A 16,776-nucleotide genomic window follows, 5' to 3' on the forward strand; every position below is an offset into this window, starting at 1 on the left:
ACCCGAACGATGGGCCTGTTCACATTTCTATCCGGCAAGGATCCGGAAGAGTACGAAAGAAAAGGTGATGCCTATTTCGAGCATGGCGAGATCGGCGCGGCCAAGCTGGAATACGAGAACGCCCTAATCAAGCTCGAGAAAAAGCGCCCCGGCGACGAGAGCGGCATCCGGCGGCTTGAGGAAAAGATCATCCGCGCCAGGGAATCGCTGGCGCGCGCCCACCGGGACGGCGCAGCGGAACTGATGGATTCCGAAGAATACGATGATGCCCGGGACCTGTTGCTGCTCGCCCGGGAACTGACGCAGGATCAGGCGCTGAGAAGTGACATCGATACGCTTATGCAGGAAATCACGGCCCGCAGAACAAAGGAATTCTCCGACGGATCGCCGGACATGCCGGAACAGGGTGAGCATGAAGCACCACGCTACCAGGAAAGGGACGATGAATACTTCACCACCCTGGTGAGCGCTCTCCCTGAAGACATCCGCAATGAGTATCTTGACTACGGTGAACCCTTTCGGGAAGGGTACCTGGCGCTCAACCGCGGGGATTATGAAAGGGCGCTCACGCTCCTGACCGCCGCCCGGGAGGAACGGCCGGCGGGGAGTCATATGCTCTATGAGATCGGCACGGCCTGCCTCAACCATGGCTCTCTGGAAGAGGCCCGCTCCGCCGCGGAACAATATGTAAAGGAGAATCCCCTGCTGCTGCGGGGCTACCACCTTCTCTGCGAGGTCCTCTGGGAAATGACGGCTTTCGATGAGGCCCACGCCCTGATCGGTTCAAGCCCCGCCGAACTGGGGCGCTCCCTTCCCCTGCACCTGCTGCGGGGAGAGACCCTGCATCGTGCGGGCAGGTACAATGAAGCGGAGTCCTTCTACACTCAGTGCCTGGATTCCTTCGGCAGGCATGAGACCATCCTGCGGGCGTTGGCGCTGAACCATGAATCCCTGGGCAGGACCCAGGCTGCGCACCGGCTGTACGGCGAGATCATGACCGAATGCCATTGCAGCCGTACCCGTGTCGACCCTTTCATCAAGGACCGGTATGCCGAGACGGCCTTCGCGCTGGGAACCCGAACCGGCGCCATCCTTGAGGTCTACCTGTCCCTTGCCGAGGAGATACCGGAAGAACGGGCACGGTATTTCCACCGCATCAGCCGGATCTACGAGGACCAGGGATTCGAGAACGAGGCCCTTCGCTACCGGGCGCTCGCGGAAAAGCTCGAGGCATGAGAACGGTTTCATCCGATCCCCATAACGCCGCAGCGCATCACTTCTCTATGTCACATTTTCAATTCCGGGGAACGCCGCGCCTGATGAAACATTAAAAGAACCAGGAAATTAGTTGCTTACGATTCCCCAGACCATTATAATGAGGGCACCTTCGGGGGGCTTACAGACAGGGGGACATCATGAAACTGAAAAACAGGAAGGTTGTTCTGAAGGGGAAGGACGGGGATATCCATGTCAGGAGAAACCAGTACGGCATTCCGGAGATCCAGGCCCAGAGCCTGGCGGATTGCGCCTACGGGCTTGGATGGGTCCACGCCTGCGACCGCCAGCTCCAGATGATGCTGACCCGTATCCTCCTGCAGGGCAGAGCGGCGGAACACCTGAAAGGCGATCCGGAACTCATAGAGATCGACACCTATATGCGTCGGATGAACTTTCTTCCCGACCCCGACGGCGAGATGGACAAGCTCAAACCGGATATCCGGCGACAGCTCCAATCCTACGCCGACGGATGCAATCTGTATCTGTCGGAGAACAGACCGATCCTTGAATTCAGGCTCCTGGGATATGACCCGGAACCCTGGGAGATCAAGGATACGTTGCTCATCGCCAAGGTCTTCGGATTCATCGGCCTCGCGGAAGCCCAGGGAAACATGGAGAAATTCCTGGTACAGATGATACAGAACGGCTGTGAAGAAGAGAAATTGCGCGAGCTGTTCCCTTACCTGGTCGAGGACATCAACCATGATCTGATACAGAAGATCACCCTGACACCGCCCCTCGTCCCGGAAGTGCTGCAATGGATCGGAAAGGCTCCCCTCTTTTCCGCCAGCAACAACTGGACCGTATCGGGGACACGGACCGAATCAGGGAAACCCATTCTTTGCGGGGACCCGCACCTGGAGGTGAACCGCCTGCCCTCGGTCTGGCAGGAAATCGTCATGTCCGTGCCCGGCAACAGGCTTATCGGCGTCAGCGTCCCCGGCGCGCCGGGCCTTATTCTCGGAAGGACGGATTTCATCGCCTGGAGCGCGACTTACGGGTTCATGGACGTGCTCGATTACCGGATAGAACGGTGCAAGGACGGAAAATACCACCGAAGGGACGGGTGGCGGGATTTCAGGCGGCGCCGGGAAACCATCGTCGTGAAGAAAGGAAGACCGGTCATCATCGATGTCTATGAGAACGAACACGGGCTCCTGGAGGGAGACCCCGGCAGGGAAGGTCATTATCTTGTACTTGGATGGTCCGCAAAAGAGGGCTGCGGGGCGATGGACATGGACGCCGTCCTGAACCTGCCCGGCGCCCGCACCGCACGGGAGGCGATGGAACTGTTCAAGCAGGTTGACGCGTCACCCATGAACTGGGTCGTGGCTGACCGGGATGGGAACATCGGCTATCAGATGAGCGGGAGATTGTTCAACCGGCCTGAGGGAGTGAGCGGCCTGCTGCCGCTCCCGGGATGGGAGGAGCGTTACGATCATGACGGGTTCGTGGACAAGGACCTGCTTCCAACGGAGTACAACCCCGAAGAAGGGATCATCGCCACGGCGAACCAGGACCTGAACTATCTGGGACGGTCGACCCCTATCAACCTGCCCATGGGCAAATACCGGGCGGAAAGAATAAAGGATCGGCTCCGTGAAGGAGGCACGCTGAACGTGGATTACATGAAAAGCATGCATTTTGACCTTTACTCCCTTCAGGCCGAGCAGTTCATGGAGCGAATCAGGCCGCTTCTGCCCGACACGGAGAACGGAAACATCCTCAGGGACTGGCACCTGAGATATGAGACCGATTCAAAGGGTGCCATGCTTTTCGAGTCGGTCTACCGGGCGCTGATCGCGACCGTCTTCGGCGATCACGGCTTCGGGCGCGCGGTGGTCGATTATGTTCTGAGAGAAACAAGCCTCTTCAACGATTACTATGAAAATTTCGATACCATTCTCCTGAAGGAGACATCCCCCTGGTTCGAGGGGATGACCCGTGAGGAGATCTACCGGCAGGCCATCGATGAGGGGCTGAACGTCGAGGCGCTACGGTACGGTGAGACGCGCAGGATCATGCTCTCACATCTCCTGTTCGGCGGCAAGTTGCCCCGTTTTCTCGGGTATGACTACGGGCCGATCGAACTGCCCGGCTCCAGCGCGACCATTCCGCAGGGCCAGATATTCAGAAGCGCCGGGAGGCTGACCACCTTCTGCCCCTCCTATCGATTCATCGCGGATCTGGGAAGCAAGGGAATACACACCACCCTGGCGGGTGGTCCCTCGGACAGGCGGTTTTCAAAGTGGTACGTGAGCGACGTGAAGAACTGGCTGGACGGCATATACAAGGAGTTGCAATGAAACGGCGACGGCGGCTCCGGCATGCGACCGCTCCGGACCGCCTCGCTTCGGAATGACAGCAAGCCGTCGTACCGCTCCTGCAGGTCACCCAAACGACGAAAAAGATGAAGAATTATACATGCGGTTTGTGATATGTTCAGTGCTTCTGAAGGGCGATATCCACTCGTAATATCAACCTCATGCTCAGATTCGCCCGACGGGCCGCTCCCGCGTGAACGCGTGAGGCCCCCGATGACGGGGAGTTTTGCGCCGATGGAACGGCGGACCGGCAGAGAATATTTTCAAGTGGAAAGGAGTGTACCATGAATTATCTGATGCAACCGAAAAAGTACAGGACCCTCACGGGCGACGCGGGATTTCAAGCGATGCTGGATAAGACCGTCACCTTTTTCGAGACCATGGGCAAGGAACGGCTTCTCGATGATTACAACAAGAAGGTCTGGTATCGGGAATTTGTCGATTTTATCGGCAGAGAGCAGATATTCGCCAAGCTTTTGACCCCGATCGAATATGCCGGAGGGGATCCCGACTGCCGGTGGGACACGGCTCGGAACAATGAGTTCAGCGAACTCCTCGCCTTTTACGGCCTGGGGTACTGGTACTGTTTCCAGGTGACCATCCTGGGGCTGGGCCCCATCTGGATGAGCCCCAACGAGAAAGCCAAGCAGAAAGCCGCCAGGCTCCTGAAAGAGGGCGCTATTTTCGCCTTCGGTCTCTCCGAACGGGTGCACGGCGCCGACATCTATTCCACCGAGACGGCCCTGACGCCCAAGGACGACGGCACCTGGGTGGCGAACGGCGAAAAATACTATATCGGCAATGGTAACGAGGCGGAGATGGTCTCCACCCTCGGAAAGGTCAAGGACGAAACCGACGACTATGTCTTCTTCGTCACCAATTACCGGAACAAGGCCTATGAGCTGAAGAAAAACGTCATTTCCCACCAGGAGTATGTGTCCAATTTCGCCCTCCATGATTACCCGATCACGGAGGATGACATCCTCTCCCGGGGACCGCACGCCTGGGATTCCGCACTGAACACGGTGAACATCGGCAAATTCAACATCGGCCCGGCATCCATCGGACTGGCCGAGCACTGCTTCTACGAGGCCATCACCCACGCGGCGAACCGCATCCTCTACGGGATGCGCGTCACCGACATGCCCCACGTGAGAAAAAATTTCATGGACGCCTGGCTGCGCCTCGTGGCCATGAAGCTCTACCAGCGGCGCTCGACGGACTACTTCAGAAATGCCGACGCGAACGACCGCCGCTACCTTCTGTATAATCCCACGAGCAAGATGAAGGTGACCCTCCAGTCAGAGGATGTGGTCAACCTTCTGTGGGACGTGATCGCGGCGAAGGGATTCGAAAAGGACACCTACTTCCACATGGCCGCCTCCGACATGCGGGGGCCCTCCAAGCTTGAGGGTACGGTTCACGTGAACGTCCAGCTGATCCGCAAGTTCATGAAGAACTACTTCTTCAATCCCGCGGAATACACCGCCGTTGAACCCGACTTCTCAGCCGTGGACGACCTGTTCCTGTTCAACCAGGGACCGACGAAGGGCCTCGGCGCGGTCCAGTTCCACGACTTCGGACCCGTCTTCGAGGCTAACAAGGGCCTGCCGAACGTGGCGACCTTCATGAAGCAGTTCAATATTTTCAGGGAATTTCTGGAAAAGGCGGGCCCCGACAAGATGCAGGACATGGACCCCTCATTTTCCCTGCCGCTGGGCGAGATGTTCTCCATCGTGGTGTACGGCCAGCTGATCCTCGAACAGGCACGGATCGACACTGTCGACGAGGACATCATCAACCAGATATTCGACTTCATGGTACGCGACTTCGCCCTCTTCGCCCTCCAGATCTATGGAAATCACAGCACCCGGGATGAACAGCGGACCTTCTGCAGGGATATCATGACGATCAAGGCCGTCGGTGACAACGAGCAGTATCAGCGTGTCTGGGAGAAGTACGTATTTCCGTTGAACGGCGAGTACGCGATGAACGAGTAAACGGCCGTCAAAACGACGATGACTGAGGCGGCTTCGTAAAAAGCCCGGTAACACGGCGTGCGCTGCTGCGCGCGGGGGGACTTCTTACGAAGCCGTCGATCGTTCCCTCATCTCATAATACCGCAACAGGGCCGCCAGTGACCGTGCCGCCCGGTCAGGATCATTGTAAGCGGGAATGCCCTTTTCCAGGAGACTCCGCATCAGTTGCTCCTGGAGACTCCGGTATGTGTAGACCACCACGGGCTTGTCGTATTTTTTCGTTACCTCGATGAAGCTGTCACCGAGCCGGTCCATCATGGCAACGGTCTCTTCAGCGGCCTTATCGGGCTTCATTCCCGTACGTTCCAGCATCGGTTTGACAAAGATATGGGGTGACAGGATATAGATCATCAGGATATCGGTATTGGTATCCCGTAAAAGCACGTCGGGTATTTCCCTGAATTCGTTCATGATGTCCTTGCTGAAGGTGATGTCCACGGGATTTTGCAGGCTGGCCGTATTGGGAAGATAGGGTTTCAGGGCGTCGATCGTGTCACTCGAAAGCGCGGGTACTTCCAGGCCCGCACGCCCGCAGGAATCCGCCGCCGTCGCCCCCGGTCCCCCCGAGTGGGTCTGAATGACCACCCGGCGGCCCGCCGGTTTCGGCAGATTTCCCAGCGCGAGACAATAATCAAATAATTCCGTAAGGTTGAATGCTCGAATGATGCCGCACTGGCGGAACATGCTGTCATATATCTCATCGGGTCCCGCCAGGGCTCCCGTGTGTGAAACACCGGCCCGCCGGCCCGCCTCGGAGCCTCCCGCATAGAGGGCCACGATGGGTTTCCGGGGCACAACGGAACGGGCCATCCGGATAAAGTCCTTTCCCCGGCGTATCCCTTCGATATACAGGGCGATCACCTTCGTATCCGGACAGGCCCCCAGGTACTCGATACAGTCGACGAGATCTATGTTGGCCTCGTTCCCCACGCTGAAGGCGGTGCTGAACCCCAGACCGATCCGGTAGAGGTAATTATGCATCTGCGTAAGGAAGCTTCCGCTCTGTGACGCCAACCCCACGAACCCCGGAGGACCTTCCGCCTGGATCGGCGTGGGATTGAACTTGAGATGGGTATTGACGACACCGAGGCAATTCGGCCCCAGAAAGCGGATCCCACAGGTATCGGCGATCCGGGCCAGTTCTCTCTGCAGGTCGACGCCGCTGTCGCCGGATTCGGCGAACCCGCCGGAAATGATGGCTGCGTGCCTGATACCCTTCCTGCCGCACTCTTCCAGCGTCCGGGAGACGATGTTCGTGGGGAGAACGATAATGGCCAGGTCGGGAACGGCGGGTATCTCATCCACGCTCCGGTATGCCGTGAATCCCTGTATCTGCTTTTCTTCCGGGTGGATCGGATACACGGCTCCTTCATAGCCGAGGGCTATGAGGGATGACAGCATGATAGAGCCCATCCGTAACGGATGACCGGAGGCCCCGAAAAAGGCAATACTTTCAGGATTCGCGATCGTATACAGCGGGCTGTCCCGATGTGACGTGAGCATGCTTCCCTCCTTGAGAACGTGATCGAAAAATCAAGAGATCGGGCGGCACGCTTCTTTTCCGCAGGGTGTCCGTGGTCCCGGCCATACCCTGCGAGCACCCCCTCAAAAGCATGGAAAGGGAACCACGTTTGGTTCGATATGTCAATTGATTTTACGGGAATCGGGACACCCGGGCCGGCACAGGGCATGTGAACGCATCCCCGGAAGAGTTCAGCGGGCCCCTTGACTGAGACCCCGGAAAAACATAGGATCTGGTATCATCCAAGGAGAAAACATCATGAAACCTTACAGCGTATATGTTACCAGGCTCATTCCCCGGGAAGGGATCGACCTTCTGAAGGAACACTGCGACGTGGAGGTAAACCCGGATGATCGGCCTCTGACCCGGGAGGAGCTTCTCGACAGGGTCGGTGGACGGGACGGGGTTATCAGCCTTCTCACCGACAGGATCGATGCCGAGGTCTATGACGCGGCCACCGGTATCAGGGGGTTCGCCAATTATGCCGTCGGCTACGACAACATCGACGTGGCCGAGGCAACAAGACGCAAGATCCCCATATCGAACACCCCCGGGGTGCTGACCGATGCAACGGCCGAGATGGCCTGGGCCCTGCTCTTCGCCGCGGCGCGCCGTGTCGTTGAATCGGACGGTGTCATGCGCTCCTGTGGCTGGAAGGGCTGGGGGCCGCTGCAGTTCATCGGCGGCGACGTGGGAGGCAAGACCCTCGGTATCGTCGGTGCGGGTCGCATCGGAACGGCCATGGCATTGAGATCAAAGGGATTTTCCATGAGGGTGCTCTACACGGATGTGTCCGTGAACAAGACCCTGGAAGACGAGCTCGGCGCGGAGCGGGTGCCGTTACGCCGTCTTCTCGAAGAATCGGATTTCATCAGTATCCATGTCCCCCTGATGGAAGAGACACGGCACCTTTTCAACCAGGATATCTTCAGGAAAATGAAAACCACCGCCTACCTCATCAATACCTCCCGCGGTCCCGTGATACATGAAGCGCACCTCGTCGAAGCCCTGCAAAAAGGGACGATCGCGGGCGCCGGGCTCGATGTCTACGAATTCGAGCCGCGGATGGTGGAGGGACTTGCCGAACTGCCGAACGTGGTCATAACGCCGCACATCGCCTCGGCGACGCGACAGTCCCGGACGGGCATGGCACTGAAGGCGGCCGGGAATCTCCTCGCCATGCTCAGGGGCGAGCGACCGCCGGACTGCGTGAACCCGGAAATCTTTTCGAATTAGGATCGTAAGGGATTGTGTCTTGAGAGCGTTCCGGGCGATGGAACCATCGCCCGGAACACGGATCGTTCAGGACCTTTTCAATAATCGTAGTCGCCCATGTCAGGCGGCATACCACCGGGCATTCCCGGCATGGATGATTTCTTTTTCGGTTTCTCGGCAACCATGGCTTCCGTCGTCAGGAGCAATGATGATACGGAGGCGGCGTTCTGAAGAGCGAAACGGACGACCTTCGTGGGATCGATGATACCCGCCTTTACCATGTCGGTGTAATTACCGGAATCGGCATCGAACCCATAGTCATTCTTCCCTTTCTTGACCTTCTCGACCACCACGGAACCTTCAAAGCCGGCATTGTTCGCGATCTGCCGCATCGGTTCCTCGAGGGCCCGCCGGACGATGTCGAGCCCGTGCATTTCGTCACCGGACAGCTTCAACTTCTCCAGACCCTTGAGGGCCCTGATGAGCGATACGCCCCCGCCCGCGACGATCCCCTCTTCCACGGCGGCCCTCGTGGCGTTCAGGGCGTCCTCGACACGGGCCTTCTTCTCCTTCATCTCTATCTCGGTCGCCGCCCCCACCTTGATGACGGCAACGCCGCCGACCAGCTTTGCCAGGCGTTCCTGAAGTTTTTCACGGTCGTAGTCGGACGTGGTCTCCTCTATCTGGGCCCGGATCTGTTTTACCCGGCCCGCGATCTGGTCAGGCTTGCCCGCCCCGTCGATGATGGTCGTATTATCCTTGTCGATGGTCACCCGCCGGCAGGTTCCGAGATCATCAAGAGAAGCGCCTTCCAGCTTGCTGCCCATTTCTTCCGAGATCACCCTGCCTCCCGTCAGGACGGCGATATCCTCAAGCATCGCCTTGCGCCGATCGCCGAACCCGGGGGCCTTCACGGCGGCACACCGCAGCGTCCCGCGGATCTTGTTGACCACGAGCGTCGCCAGGGACTCACCCTCAATATCCTCGGCAATGATGAGAAGCGGCCTTCCCATGCGGGCGACCTTTTCCAGAATGGGGATCAGGTCCTTCATGGTACTGATCTTCTTTTCATGGATCAGGATGAACGGTTCTTCGAGGGCGACCTCCATTTTCTCTGCGTTGGTGACGAAGTAGGGTGATATGTATCCACGGTCGAACTGCATGCCTTCCACGATATCCAGGACGGTTTCCATGCTCTTGGCCTCCTCGACGGTTATGACACCCTCCTTGCCGACCTTCTCCATGGCTTCGGAAATGATGCCGCCGATAGTGATGTCATTGTTGGCCGAGATCATACCGACCTGGGAAACTTCCTTCTTATCCTTGATGGTCTTTGAGAGTTTTTTCAGTTCACCCACAACGACCTCAACAGCCTTGTCGATACCCCGCTTCAAATCCATGGGATTCATACCGGCGGCGACAAGTTTTACCCCCTCATGAAAGATGGCCTGGGCCAGGACCGTTGCCGTCGTTGTTCCATCACCGGCCATATCGGAGGTCTTCGACGCCACCTCCCGGACCATCTGGGCCCCCATGTTCTCGAACCGGTCTTCCAGTTCGATCTCCTTGGCGACGGTCACACCGTCCTTGGTGATATTCGGCGCCCCCCAGGACTTTTCGATGACCACGTTTCTCCCCCGTGGACCCAGGGTGACCTTTACCGCGTCCGCCAGGGCATCCACTCCCCGGATGATCTTTTCCCGGGCATCCATATCATACTTGATAATCTTTGCAGCCATCCCGTAACCTCCTTATATCATTAATTATTACAATATTGACTTTGTGTATCCCCCGTTATCCCTGAATATCGATCCCTGCCTCACCGCCGGCACCTTTCCCGAAAGAACAACCCTCGATCCGGTCATGTTCTGTTCCTGATGCCGGTTTTTCTCTCTCGCTCATCTTCCTGGTTATAATACGGTACCGGCTGTCCCGGTATCCCGTCATGGTTGCGATGGAAATGACCCGTTTTCGGCGCGGGGAACAGTATGGGGCGGATGGAATTTACAGAAAGCCATGATAGGGAAATAAATGAAACACGACCGAAGCTCCATTACTTCATTCTGAAGGTGTATTCATCAAGCCATAAATTAATCACGGCTGCGGCCATGTCAATAGGGCCGGATTAATTTTTCAACAGCCCGGGTCTTCTTGTCGATCCACGTGTCCCGAAAGATGGCCCGATTGCCTGCCGCGGGCGGGGCAAAGCAGGTATTTTCTCCCCTCCATAAAGGTTAAAGCTTAAAGTATAACTTCTTGATTTATGATGACTTCTCAGATTTGTGTTGACACACACCTAAATTATCGATATTCAAGCCTTTACGGGCTTACAGGCAATCAAAATACAGTCTTTATGAAAAATGATCTCAGGCGCTTTTCGGGACGCAGAGGACACTACCATTCGCTTTCCGGGAAGAGGACACCGGCCGGGAATGAAGGGACCCACATCTCTATGAACGGCCGGAAAACCTTGATACATCGGCATATGCCGAGATTTGAAAGACCATGATTGAGGTGATCTATGGCAGACTATGACGCGATTGTAATCGGCGCCGGCAACGGCGGGTTGACCGCCTCCTGCGCCCTTGCCCAGAAGGGGCTCAAGGTCCTGCTCCTGGAACGCCATAATATTCCAGGCGGTTGCGGCACGACCTTCTGCCGGGGACGCTTCGAGTTCGAAGTGGCCCTCCATCAACTGAGCGGTCTGGGCAGACCTGAAAAACCGGGGCCCCTGCGCATGACCTTCGATAAGCTCGGCGTAACGGAGGACCTGGAATTCGTTGAAGCAAAGGACCTGTATAATTTCGTGATGCCCGACGGGTTCAGCCTTCCCCTGAAGACGGAGATCACTCAGGTTATCGAGGCCATTCAGAAAAAATTCCCCCACGAAAAAGAAGCCATAGGGAAGTTCTTCGGCCTCATGGAGCGTTACGCAAAGGATATGTTGAGCGCTTTCATCTTCCGTGATCCCGAGCCGTCCCGTGAAAAGTACCCGACGCTGTATGCATACGCCCTGCGTGACGCTGAATCGGTCCTGAACGATTATTTCAAGGACCCCCTGCTCAAGGCGATCCTTGCTGCCTACTGGGGCTACCTGGGCGTTCCTCCCAGCCGCCTCTCCTTCGCGTACCTGGCACTTCTCTTCTTCCAGTACACGGAATTCAAGCCCTTTCATGTCAAAGGCGGTTCACAGGCCATGTCGAACGCCATATTCAACAAATTTCTCAGCTATGGCGGCAAGGCACGATTCAACTGCGGGGCCGCGAAGATCGTCGTAAAGAACGGCGCCGTCCAGGCGGTGATCACCGAAGAAGGAGACGAGATCACCACGAAATATGTGGTTTCCAACGCCTCCCAGGCATACACCTATATCCATATGATCGATCCGGCCCAGGTGCCGGACGGGGTGTTCGATGAGGTCAAGTCCCGGAACGTGGCCATCTCGGCCTTTGTCGTCTTTGCCGGCTACGATTGCGAACCGGAAACGCTGGGCATCACGGAATCAATGAACTTTATGCTCGCCAACACGGATATCTCGGCCCAAAAGATCGTGAACAACATGTGGAACCTGGGGCTCAAGGACGATTTTATGGCCTTCAGTTGCTATGACCTGATCGATGACAGTTTCTCCCCGCCCGGGGCATGCCAGACGAGCGCGGTGGCCGTGAAATACGGGGACCCCTGGCTGACTATACCGCCCCATAAATACCACGATGTCAAGTTCCGGTGCGCTGATGAAATGCTGAACCGCATGGAGCAGGTCTTTCCGGACATACGGAAGCATATCGAGGAGATAGAAGTGGCGACACCCCTGACCTTCATGCGGTATCTCGCTCACCCCGGCGGGTCGATCTACGGGTACGAACAGCTTATGAAGGATTCGTTGTTCTTCCAGCCGGACCGCAATTCACCGATCAAGGGATTGTACTTTGCGGGCAGTTGGGCGGGGGACTGCGGTTTCGAACCGACGTTCAATTCCGGTGTAGCCGTCGCCCGATCGATCAGCAGACAACTCGGAAAATAAGAGGAGTGGAATCATGAAACAGGGAATATGGCAAGAATTCGATGGATATAATGATATCGTTCGTGAGATCGAAGCGACCCGGAAGTACCGTGAGAACATCATCCCCGACAAGTACCTGACGAAACCGTTCATCGAACGGCTCCACCCGCCGAAGATGGACCTTCGGATCACTGAGGTCATCGAGGAATCTTCCACAACGAAAACCTTCCGCCTGGTATCGGATGACCATTACCTGCCGCCGTTTCTTGCGGGGCAGTATATCACCCTCTATCTGACCATCGGAAATATCAGGACGGGCCGCCCCTACAGCATTTCATCGTCACCCAATCAGACCGGATACTATGACATCACCGTACGTCGCGTGGAAAACGGCCTGGTCTCGAACCATCTCCTGGACGAGGTGACTACGGGCGATGTCATCGAAACATCGGGCCCGTCGGGGAATTTCTATCACAATCCCCTGGTCCACGAAAAAACCATGGTCTGTATCGCCGGCGGCAGCGGCATCACGCCCTTCATGAGCATGATACGGGAGATCGCCGAAAGCGGCCTTGACCGCACGGTGTTCCTTTTTTACGGGAACAAGAACCAGGAGGACGTCATCTTCCACGATGAACTGGTCCGTCTTTCCCTTACGCACGCGAACATCACGTACACACCGGTCATCGAGGAACCCCTGGAAGACTATGACGGCACATGCGGATTTATCACCGGCGCCGTGGTCAGCGAAATTTCGGGCGATCACGCCGGCAAGACCTATTTTCTCTGCGGTCCCCGGGGCCTGTATGATTTCTGCCTCCCGGAACTTGAAAAGCTGGGGGTCCCCCAGCGGAAGACGCGCCGGGAAATGTACGGCCCCCCCCTTGGCATCACCGATTACCCCGGATGGCCCGCTAAGATCAAGGCGGAAGACCGGTTCACGGTTTCCGTCAAAGGAAAGAGATCATTTCAGGCGAAGGCGGGGGAATCATTGCTCACCGCGCTGGAAAACAACGGCATACTCGTGCCGTCCCTCTGCCGCTCGGGTGAGTGCAGCATGTGCCGGGTGAAGATCCTTTCAGGGAGCGTCTATCAGCCGGCCGGCACGATGGTTCGAAAATCGGACCGGAAGCATGGATACGTGCATTCCTGCGTCTCTTTTCCCCTTGAGGACCTTGAAGTCCTTGTGTAGCACGGTTTAACAACGGATTTTGAAGGGGCCGCCCCGGGGCGGCCCTTTCTGTCCCCGCCGCGTTCAGGACAGCCCTCCCATTCCCGCCCTTCAAAGGCCTTGTCGCCATTTCAAATATTCCTTGACAGGCAGGATGAATACATATACTAAACCATAAAGTTACACTTCATGCTTCATTATTTCCCCGCTCGCGGGAAGACACGTCCCGTGCCGGGATAATCGAAACAGTATAAAGATAATCAGAGGAGGTTGAAAACATGTCGCTTCTTGAACGGATCCATACCGAGGAACATCGAATCTTCAGAGACGCTCTCAAAAAATACCTCGAAAAGAACGTGGTCCCCTACGTTGAGGAATGGGAGGAACAGGGGATCGTCCCCCGGCAGGCATGGAAGGATTTCGGTTCCCAGGGTTTTCTCTGCACCTGGCTGCCCGAGGAATACGGGGGCTCCGGCGTGGGATTTGAATACTCCGTCATGATCATCGAGGAAATGGAACGGACGAACCAGTTGGGTTTCGTGGCGCCGCTCCACAGCGATGTCGTCGTTCCCTACATCTATTCCTTCGGCAACGAAGAACAGAAACAGAAATGGCTCCCGGGCTGCGCCAGCGGCGACATCGTCACCGCCGTCGCCATGACGGAACCCGTGGCGGGCTCGGACCTGGCATCCATCCGGGCCACCGCCGTCCGCGACGGTGACGATTACATCATCAACGGACAGAAGACATTCATTTCAAACGGTATCATCTGTGACCTCGTCGTCGTGGCGGCACTGACCAATCCCGCGGCCCCCTATGCGGGGATGAGCCTCTTTGTCGTCGAGGACGGGACCCCCGGCTTTGTGAAAGGCAGAAAGCTCCACAAGATCGGCATGAAGAGTCAGGATACGTCGGAGCTTTTTTTCGAGGACTGCCGCGTTCCCGCCGCCAACCTTCTCGGGGAGGAGGGGAGCGGTTTCAAGTACCTCATGGAAAAACTGCAGCAGGAACGGCTGGTCTCCGCCTGGGGATCACAGATCATGGCCGAGATGGCCCTTGAATACACCATTGATTTCACGAAATCCAGGGTCGCCTTCGGACGGCCGGTCTCCCGCCACCAGCACGTCTCGTTCAAGCTCGCCGAGATGGCCACGGAAGTGGAACTCGGAAGGACCTTCATGGAATCCTTGACACTGGATCATATTGATGGAAAGAACATCGTCAAGAAGGTGTCCATGGCCAAATACTGGATCGCCGAGATGGCGAACCGCATCGCCCAGCAGGGGGTCCAACTCCATGGCGGCTATGGATACATGGAAGAATATCCCATTGCTCGTCTGTTCCGGGACGTCCGGGTCCAGACCATCTTTGCGGGAACATCGGAAATCATGAAGCTCATTATCTCCAGGATGATGGACCTGTAATGGAATCCCGGCGGAGGGTGACGGGGCCTGTCATCGGTTTTTCAACCACAAAGGAGGGAACCTTATGGGGAAGAACTTCACCTGCTGGCCGAAAGGGATTTTTCGCGCGCTCAGTTACCCGGAAGTGCCGATCTTTGAGATCATCCGCTCTTCAGCGAAGAAATGGCCCAATCGCAATGCCCTGATCTTCGCGGGCATGGAAATGACCTACCGCGAACTGGATCAGCTGTCCGACCGGTTCGCGGCCGCCCTCCACGCACTGGGCGTACGCAAGGGAGACCGGGTGGCGCTGTACCTGCCGAACAGTCCGCAGTTCGCCATCGCCTACTACGGCCTGCTCAAGGCCGGCGCTGTCTTCGTACCGGTCAGCCTGTTGCTGGCGGACCGGGAGATCACCTTCCAGCTGAACGATTCAGGTGCCGAGACCTTTATCGGGATCGATCTTTTCTATCCCGTCGCCAAGGAAGCCCTGTCAAAGTCGCCCGTGAAAAACATTATCCTCACGAGCCTGGCGGACTGCTACCCGCCGGTGAACGCGCCGGTCAAGCTGCTCTCGAAATCACCCTTCGAGGAGGGGATCATCGATTTCACGTCCCTACTGCGCGACTATCCCGCCGAAGCACCTGACATATCATTTCAGGTCACGGAAGACCTGGCGCATATCTCCTACACGGGCGGAACCACGGGAACACCCAAAGGGGTCATGGTCACCCATTTCAACGGTGTCGTGGCATCCTGCCAGCTCCAGTACTGGTTCACGGGCGGTGATGTGACCTATGAGGACGGGATCTTCGGGATCAGGCGGGAAGCGGGTGATTCCCCGGAGGACCACCCCGTCAAGCCGGGCCGTGAAATGTCCCTGGTCGTACCGCCCTGGTTTCATGCCATGGGAACCTTCGCCTTTCTGAACATGCAGCTCCTCGCGGGAGCCACCCTGGTGGTCATGCCCCGCTTCGATCCGCAGGAATTTCTCGAAGCGATCCCCAAGTACCGGGCGACCATATTCGGCGGCGCGCCGCAGCTCTTTGTCCCCATGGTCGAGCACCCGGTGTTCAAGGAGATCGACATGTCCGACATCAGCCTTGTCGCGTCCGGGGCCGCCCCGATCTCACCGGGGCTTCTGGAAGCCATGAAGGCGAAGATCCCCGGCGCCGTCACGGAGGCATACGGCCTTTCGGAGGCCACCGTTGCCTGTTCGTTCGGCATCGCAGAACGGGAAAAACACCGCATGGGTTCCGTGGGGCTGCCCATACAGGACACAGAGATCAAGATCGTGGACACCGAGGATTTTTCAAAGGAAATGCCCACGGGCGAAGTGGGCGAGATCTGCGTCCACGGCCCCCAGGTGATGAAGGGATACTGGAATAAACCGGAAGAGACCGAACAGGTCCTGACAAAGGACGGCTGGCTTCTCACCGGCGACATGGGCAGGTTCGATGAGGACGGGTTCCTCTATATCGCCGACCGGAAAAAGGACATGCTCATTTACAAGGGATATAATATCTACCCACGCGACCTGGAGGAGGTGCTGAACGCGCATCCCTCCGTGGCCCAGTCCGCCGTGGTCGGGAAACGCGACGACCGGTTCGGTGACCTTCCCGTCGCCTTCGTGCAGCTGGTCCCGGGCGCAGCGGCGACGGAAGATGAACTCATGGAGTATGCCAACTCGAAACTGGCGAAATACAAGAAGATCAGGCTCGTCAAGATCATCGAACAATTGCCGGTGAGCGGCGTGGGGAAGATACTCAAGCGGGAGCTGCACCCGGTGGTGGAGGAGCTCGAGATCAATCTATGAAACGC

Annotated in this window: 10 protein-coding genes; 8 read left to right on the forward strand and 2 right to left on the reverse strand. The window is 57.2% G+C overall.

From position 1 onward, the window contains the following. Positions 1-9 precede the first annotated feature (9 nt). From JXO48_08200 to JXO48_08210, 3 genes are all read left to right on the forward strand, one after another. Positions 10-1,236 (forward strand): tetratricopeptide repeat protein, encoded by a 1,227-nt coding sequence (locus tag JXO48_08200; protein MBN2283858.1) that lies wholly within the window; start codon positions 10-12, stop codon positions 1,234-1,236. A gap of 179 nt (positions 1,237-1,415) precedes the next feature. Then, complete coding sequence (locus JXO48_08205) at positions 1,416-3,584, forward strand: penicillin acylase family protein (protein ID MBN2283859.1); 2,169 nt, start codon at positions 1,416-1,418, stop codon at positions 3,582-3,584. Between the two features lie 314 nt (positions 3,585-3,898). After that, on the forward strand, positions 3,899-5,602 hold the full coding sequence (locus tag JXO48_08210; GenBank protein ID MBN2283860.1) for an acyl-CoA dehydrogenase: 1,704 nt from the start codon (positions 3,899-3,901) through the stop codon (positions 5,600-5,602). An 84-nt stretch (positions 5,603-5,686) separates the two neighbouring features. On the opposite strand, the gene JXO48_08215 is transcribed toward JXO48_08210, so the two are convergent. Next, on the reverse strand, positions 5,687-7,144 hold the full coding sequence (locus tag JXO48_08215) for a CoA-binding protein (GenBank protein MBN2283861.1): 1,458 nt from the start codon (positions 7,142-7,144) through the stop codon (positions 5,687-5,689). A gap of 277 nt (positions 7,145-7,421) precedes the next feature. Between JXO48_08215 and JXO48_08220 the strand changes: the two genes are divergently transcribed. Then, positions 7,422-8,399, forward strand: a complete 978-nt coding sequence (locus tag JXO48_08220; GenBank protein ID MBN2283862.1) for a D-glycerate dehydrogenase — start codon at positions 7,422-7,424, stop codon at positions 8,397-8,399. A gap of 77 nt (positions 8,400-8,476) precedes the next feature. Here JXO48_08220 and groL read toward each other — a convergent pair whose 3' ends face one another. Continuing rightward, complete coding sequence (gene groL, locus JXO48_08225) at positions 8,477-10,117, reverse strand: chaperonin GroEL (GenBank protein MBN2283863.1); 1,641 nt, start codon at positions 10,115-10,117, stop codon at positions 8,477-8,479. Positions 10,118-10,899: 782 nt separating this feature from the next. On the opposite strand from groL, the gene JXO48_08230 reads away from it, so the two are divergent. The 4 genes from JXO48_08230 (at position 10,900) to JXO48_08245 (ending at position 16,771) form a co-directional block, all read left to right on the forward strand. Next, positions 10,900-12,402 (forward strand): NAD(P)/FAD-dependent oxidoreductase, encoded by a 1,503-nt coding sequence (locus JXO48_08230; GenBank protein MBN2283864.1) that lies wholly within the window; start codon positions 10,900-10,902, stop codon positions 12,400-12,402. A gap of 13 nt (positions 12,403-12,415) precedes the next feature. Then, a complete protein-coding gene (locus JXO48_08235) occupies positions 12,416-13,573 on the forward strand; it encodes a 2Fe-2S iron-sulfur cluster binding domain-containing protein (protein ID MBN2283865.1) in 1,158 nt (385 codons plus the stop codon). 257 nt (positions 13,574-13,830) lie between these two features. Then, positions 13,831-14,976 carry an acyl-CoA dehydrogenase family protein gene (locus JXO48_08240; protein ID MBN2283866.1) on the forward strand — a complete coding sequence of 382 codons (1,146 nt, stop codon included), beginning with the start codon at positions 13,831-13,833 and terminating at the stop codon, positions 14,974-14,976. Positions 14,977-15,040: 64 nt separating this feature from the next. Further along, on the forward strand, positions 15,041-16,771 hold the full coding sequence (locus JXO48_08245; protein MBN2283867.1) for an AMP-binding protein: 1,731 nt from the start codon (positions 15,041-15,043) through the stop codon (positions 16,769-16,771). The last annotated feature ends 5 nt before the right edge of the window (positions 16,772-16,776 follow it).

The sequence above is a fragment of the Deltaproteobacteria bacterium genome (genome assembly GCA_016933965.1).
GTDB lineage: Bacteria > Desulfobacterota > Syntrophia > Syntrophales > UBA2210 > JAFGTS01.

Coding starts and splice junctions, on each gene's coding strand:
- JXO48_08200 (MBN2283858.1), top strand. CDS start 10: ATGGGCCTGTTCACATTTCTATCCGGCAAGGATCCGGAAGAGTACGAA.
- JXO48_08205 (MBN2283859.1), top strand. CDS start 1,416: ATGAAACTGAAAAACAGGAAGGTTGTTCTGAAGGGGAAGGACGGGGAT.
- JXO48_08210 (MBN2283860.1), top strand. CDS start 3,899: ATGCAACCGAAAAAGTACAGGACCCTCACGGGCGACGCGGGATTTCAA.
- JXO48_08215 (MBN2283861.1), bottom strand. CDS start 7,144: ATGCTCACGTCACATCGGGACAGCCCGCTGTATACGATCGCGAATCCT.
- JXO48_08220 (MBN2283862.1), top strand. CDS start 7,422: ATGAAACCTTACAGCGTATATGTTACCAGGCTCATTCCCCGGGAAGGG.
- groL (MBN2283863.1), bottom strand. CDS start 10,117: ATGGCTGCAAAGATTATCAAGTATGATATGGATGCCCGGGAAAAGATC.
- JXO48_08230 (MBN2283864.1), top strand. CDS start 10,900: ATGGCAGACTATGACGCGATTGTAATCGGCGCCGGCAACGGCGGGTTG.
- JXO48_08235 (MBN2283865.1), top strand. CDS start 12,416: ATGAAACAGGGAATATGGCAAGAATTCGATGGATATAATGATATCGTT.
- JXO48_08240 (MBN2283866.1), top strand. CDS start 13,831: ATGTCGCTTCTTGAACGGATCCATACCGAGGAACATCGAATCTTCAGA.
- JXO48_08245 (MBN2283867.1), top strand. CDS start 15,041: ATGGGGAAGAACTTCACCTGCTGGCCGAAAGGGATTTTTCGCGCGCTC.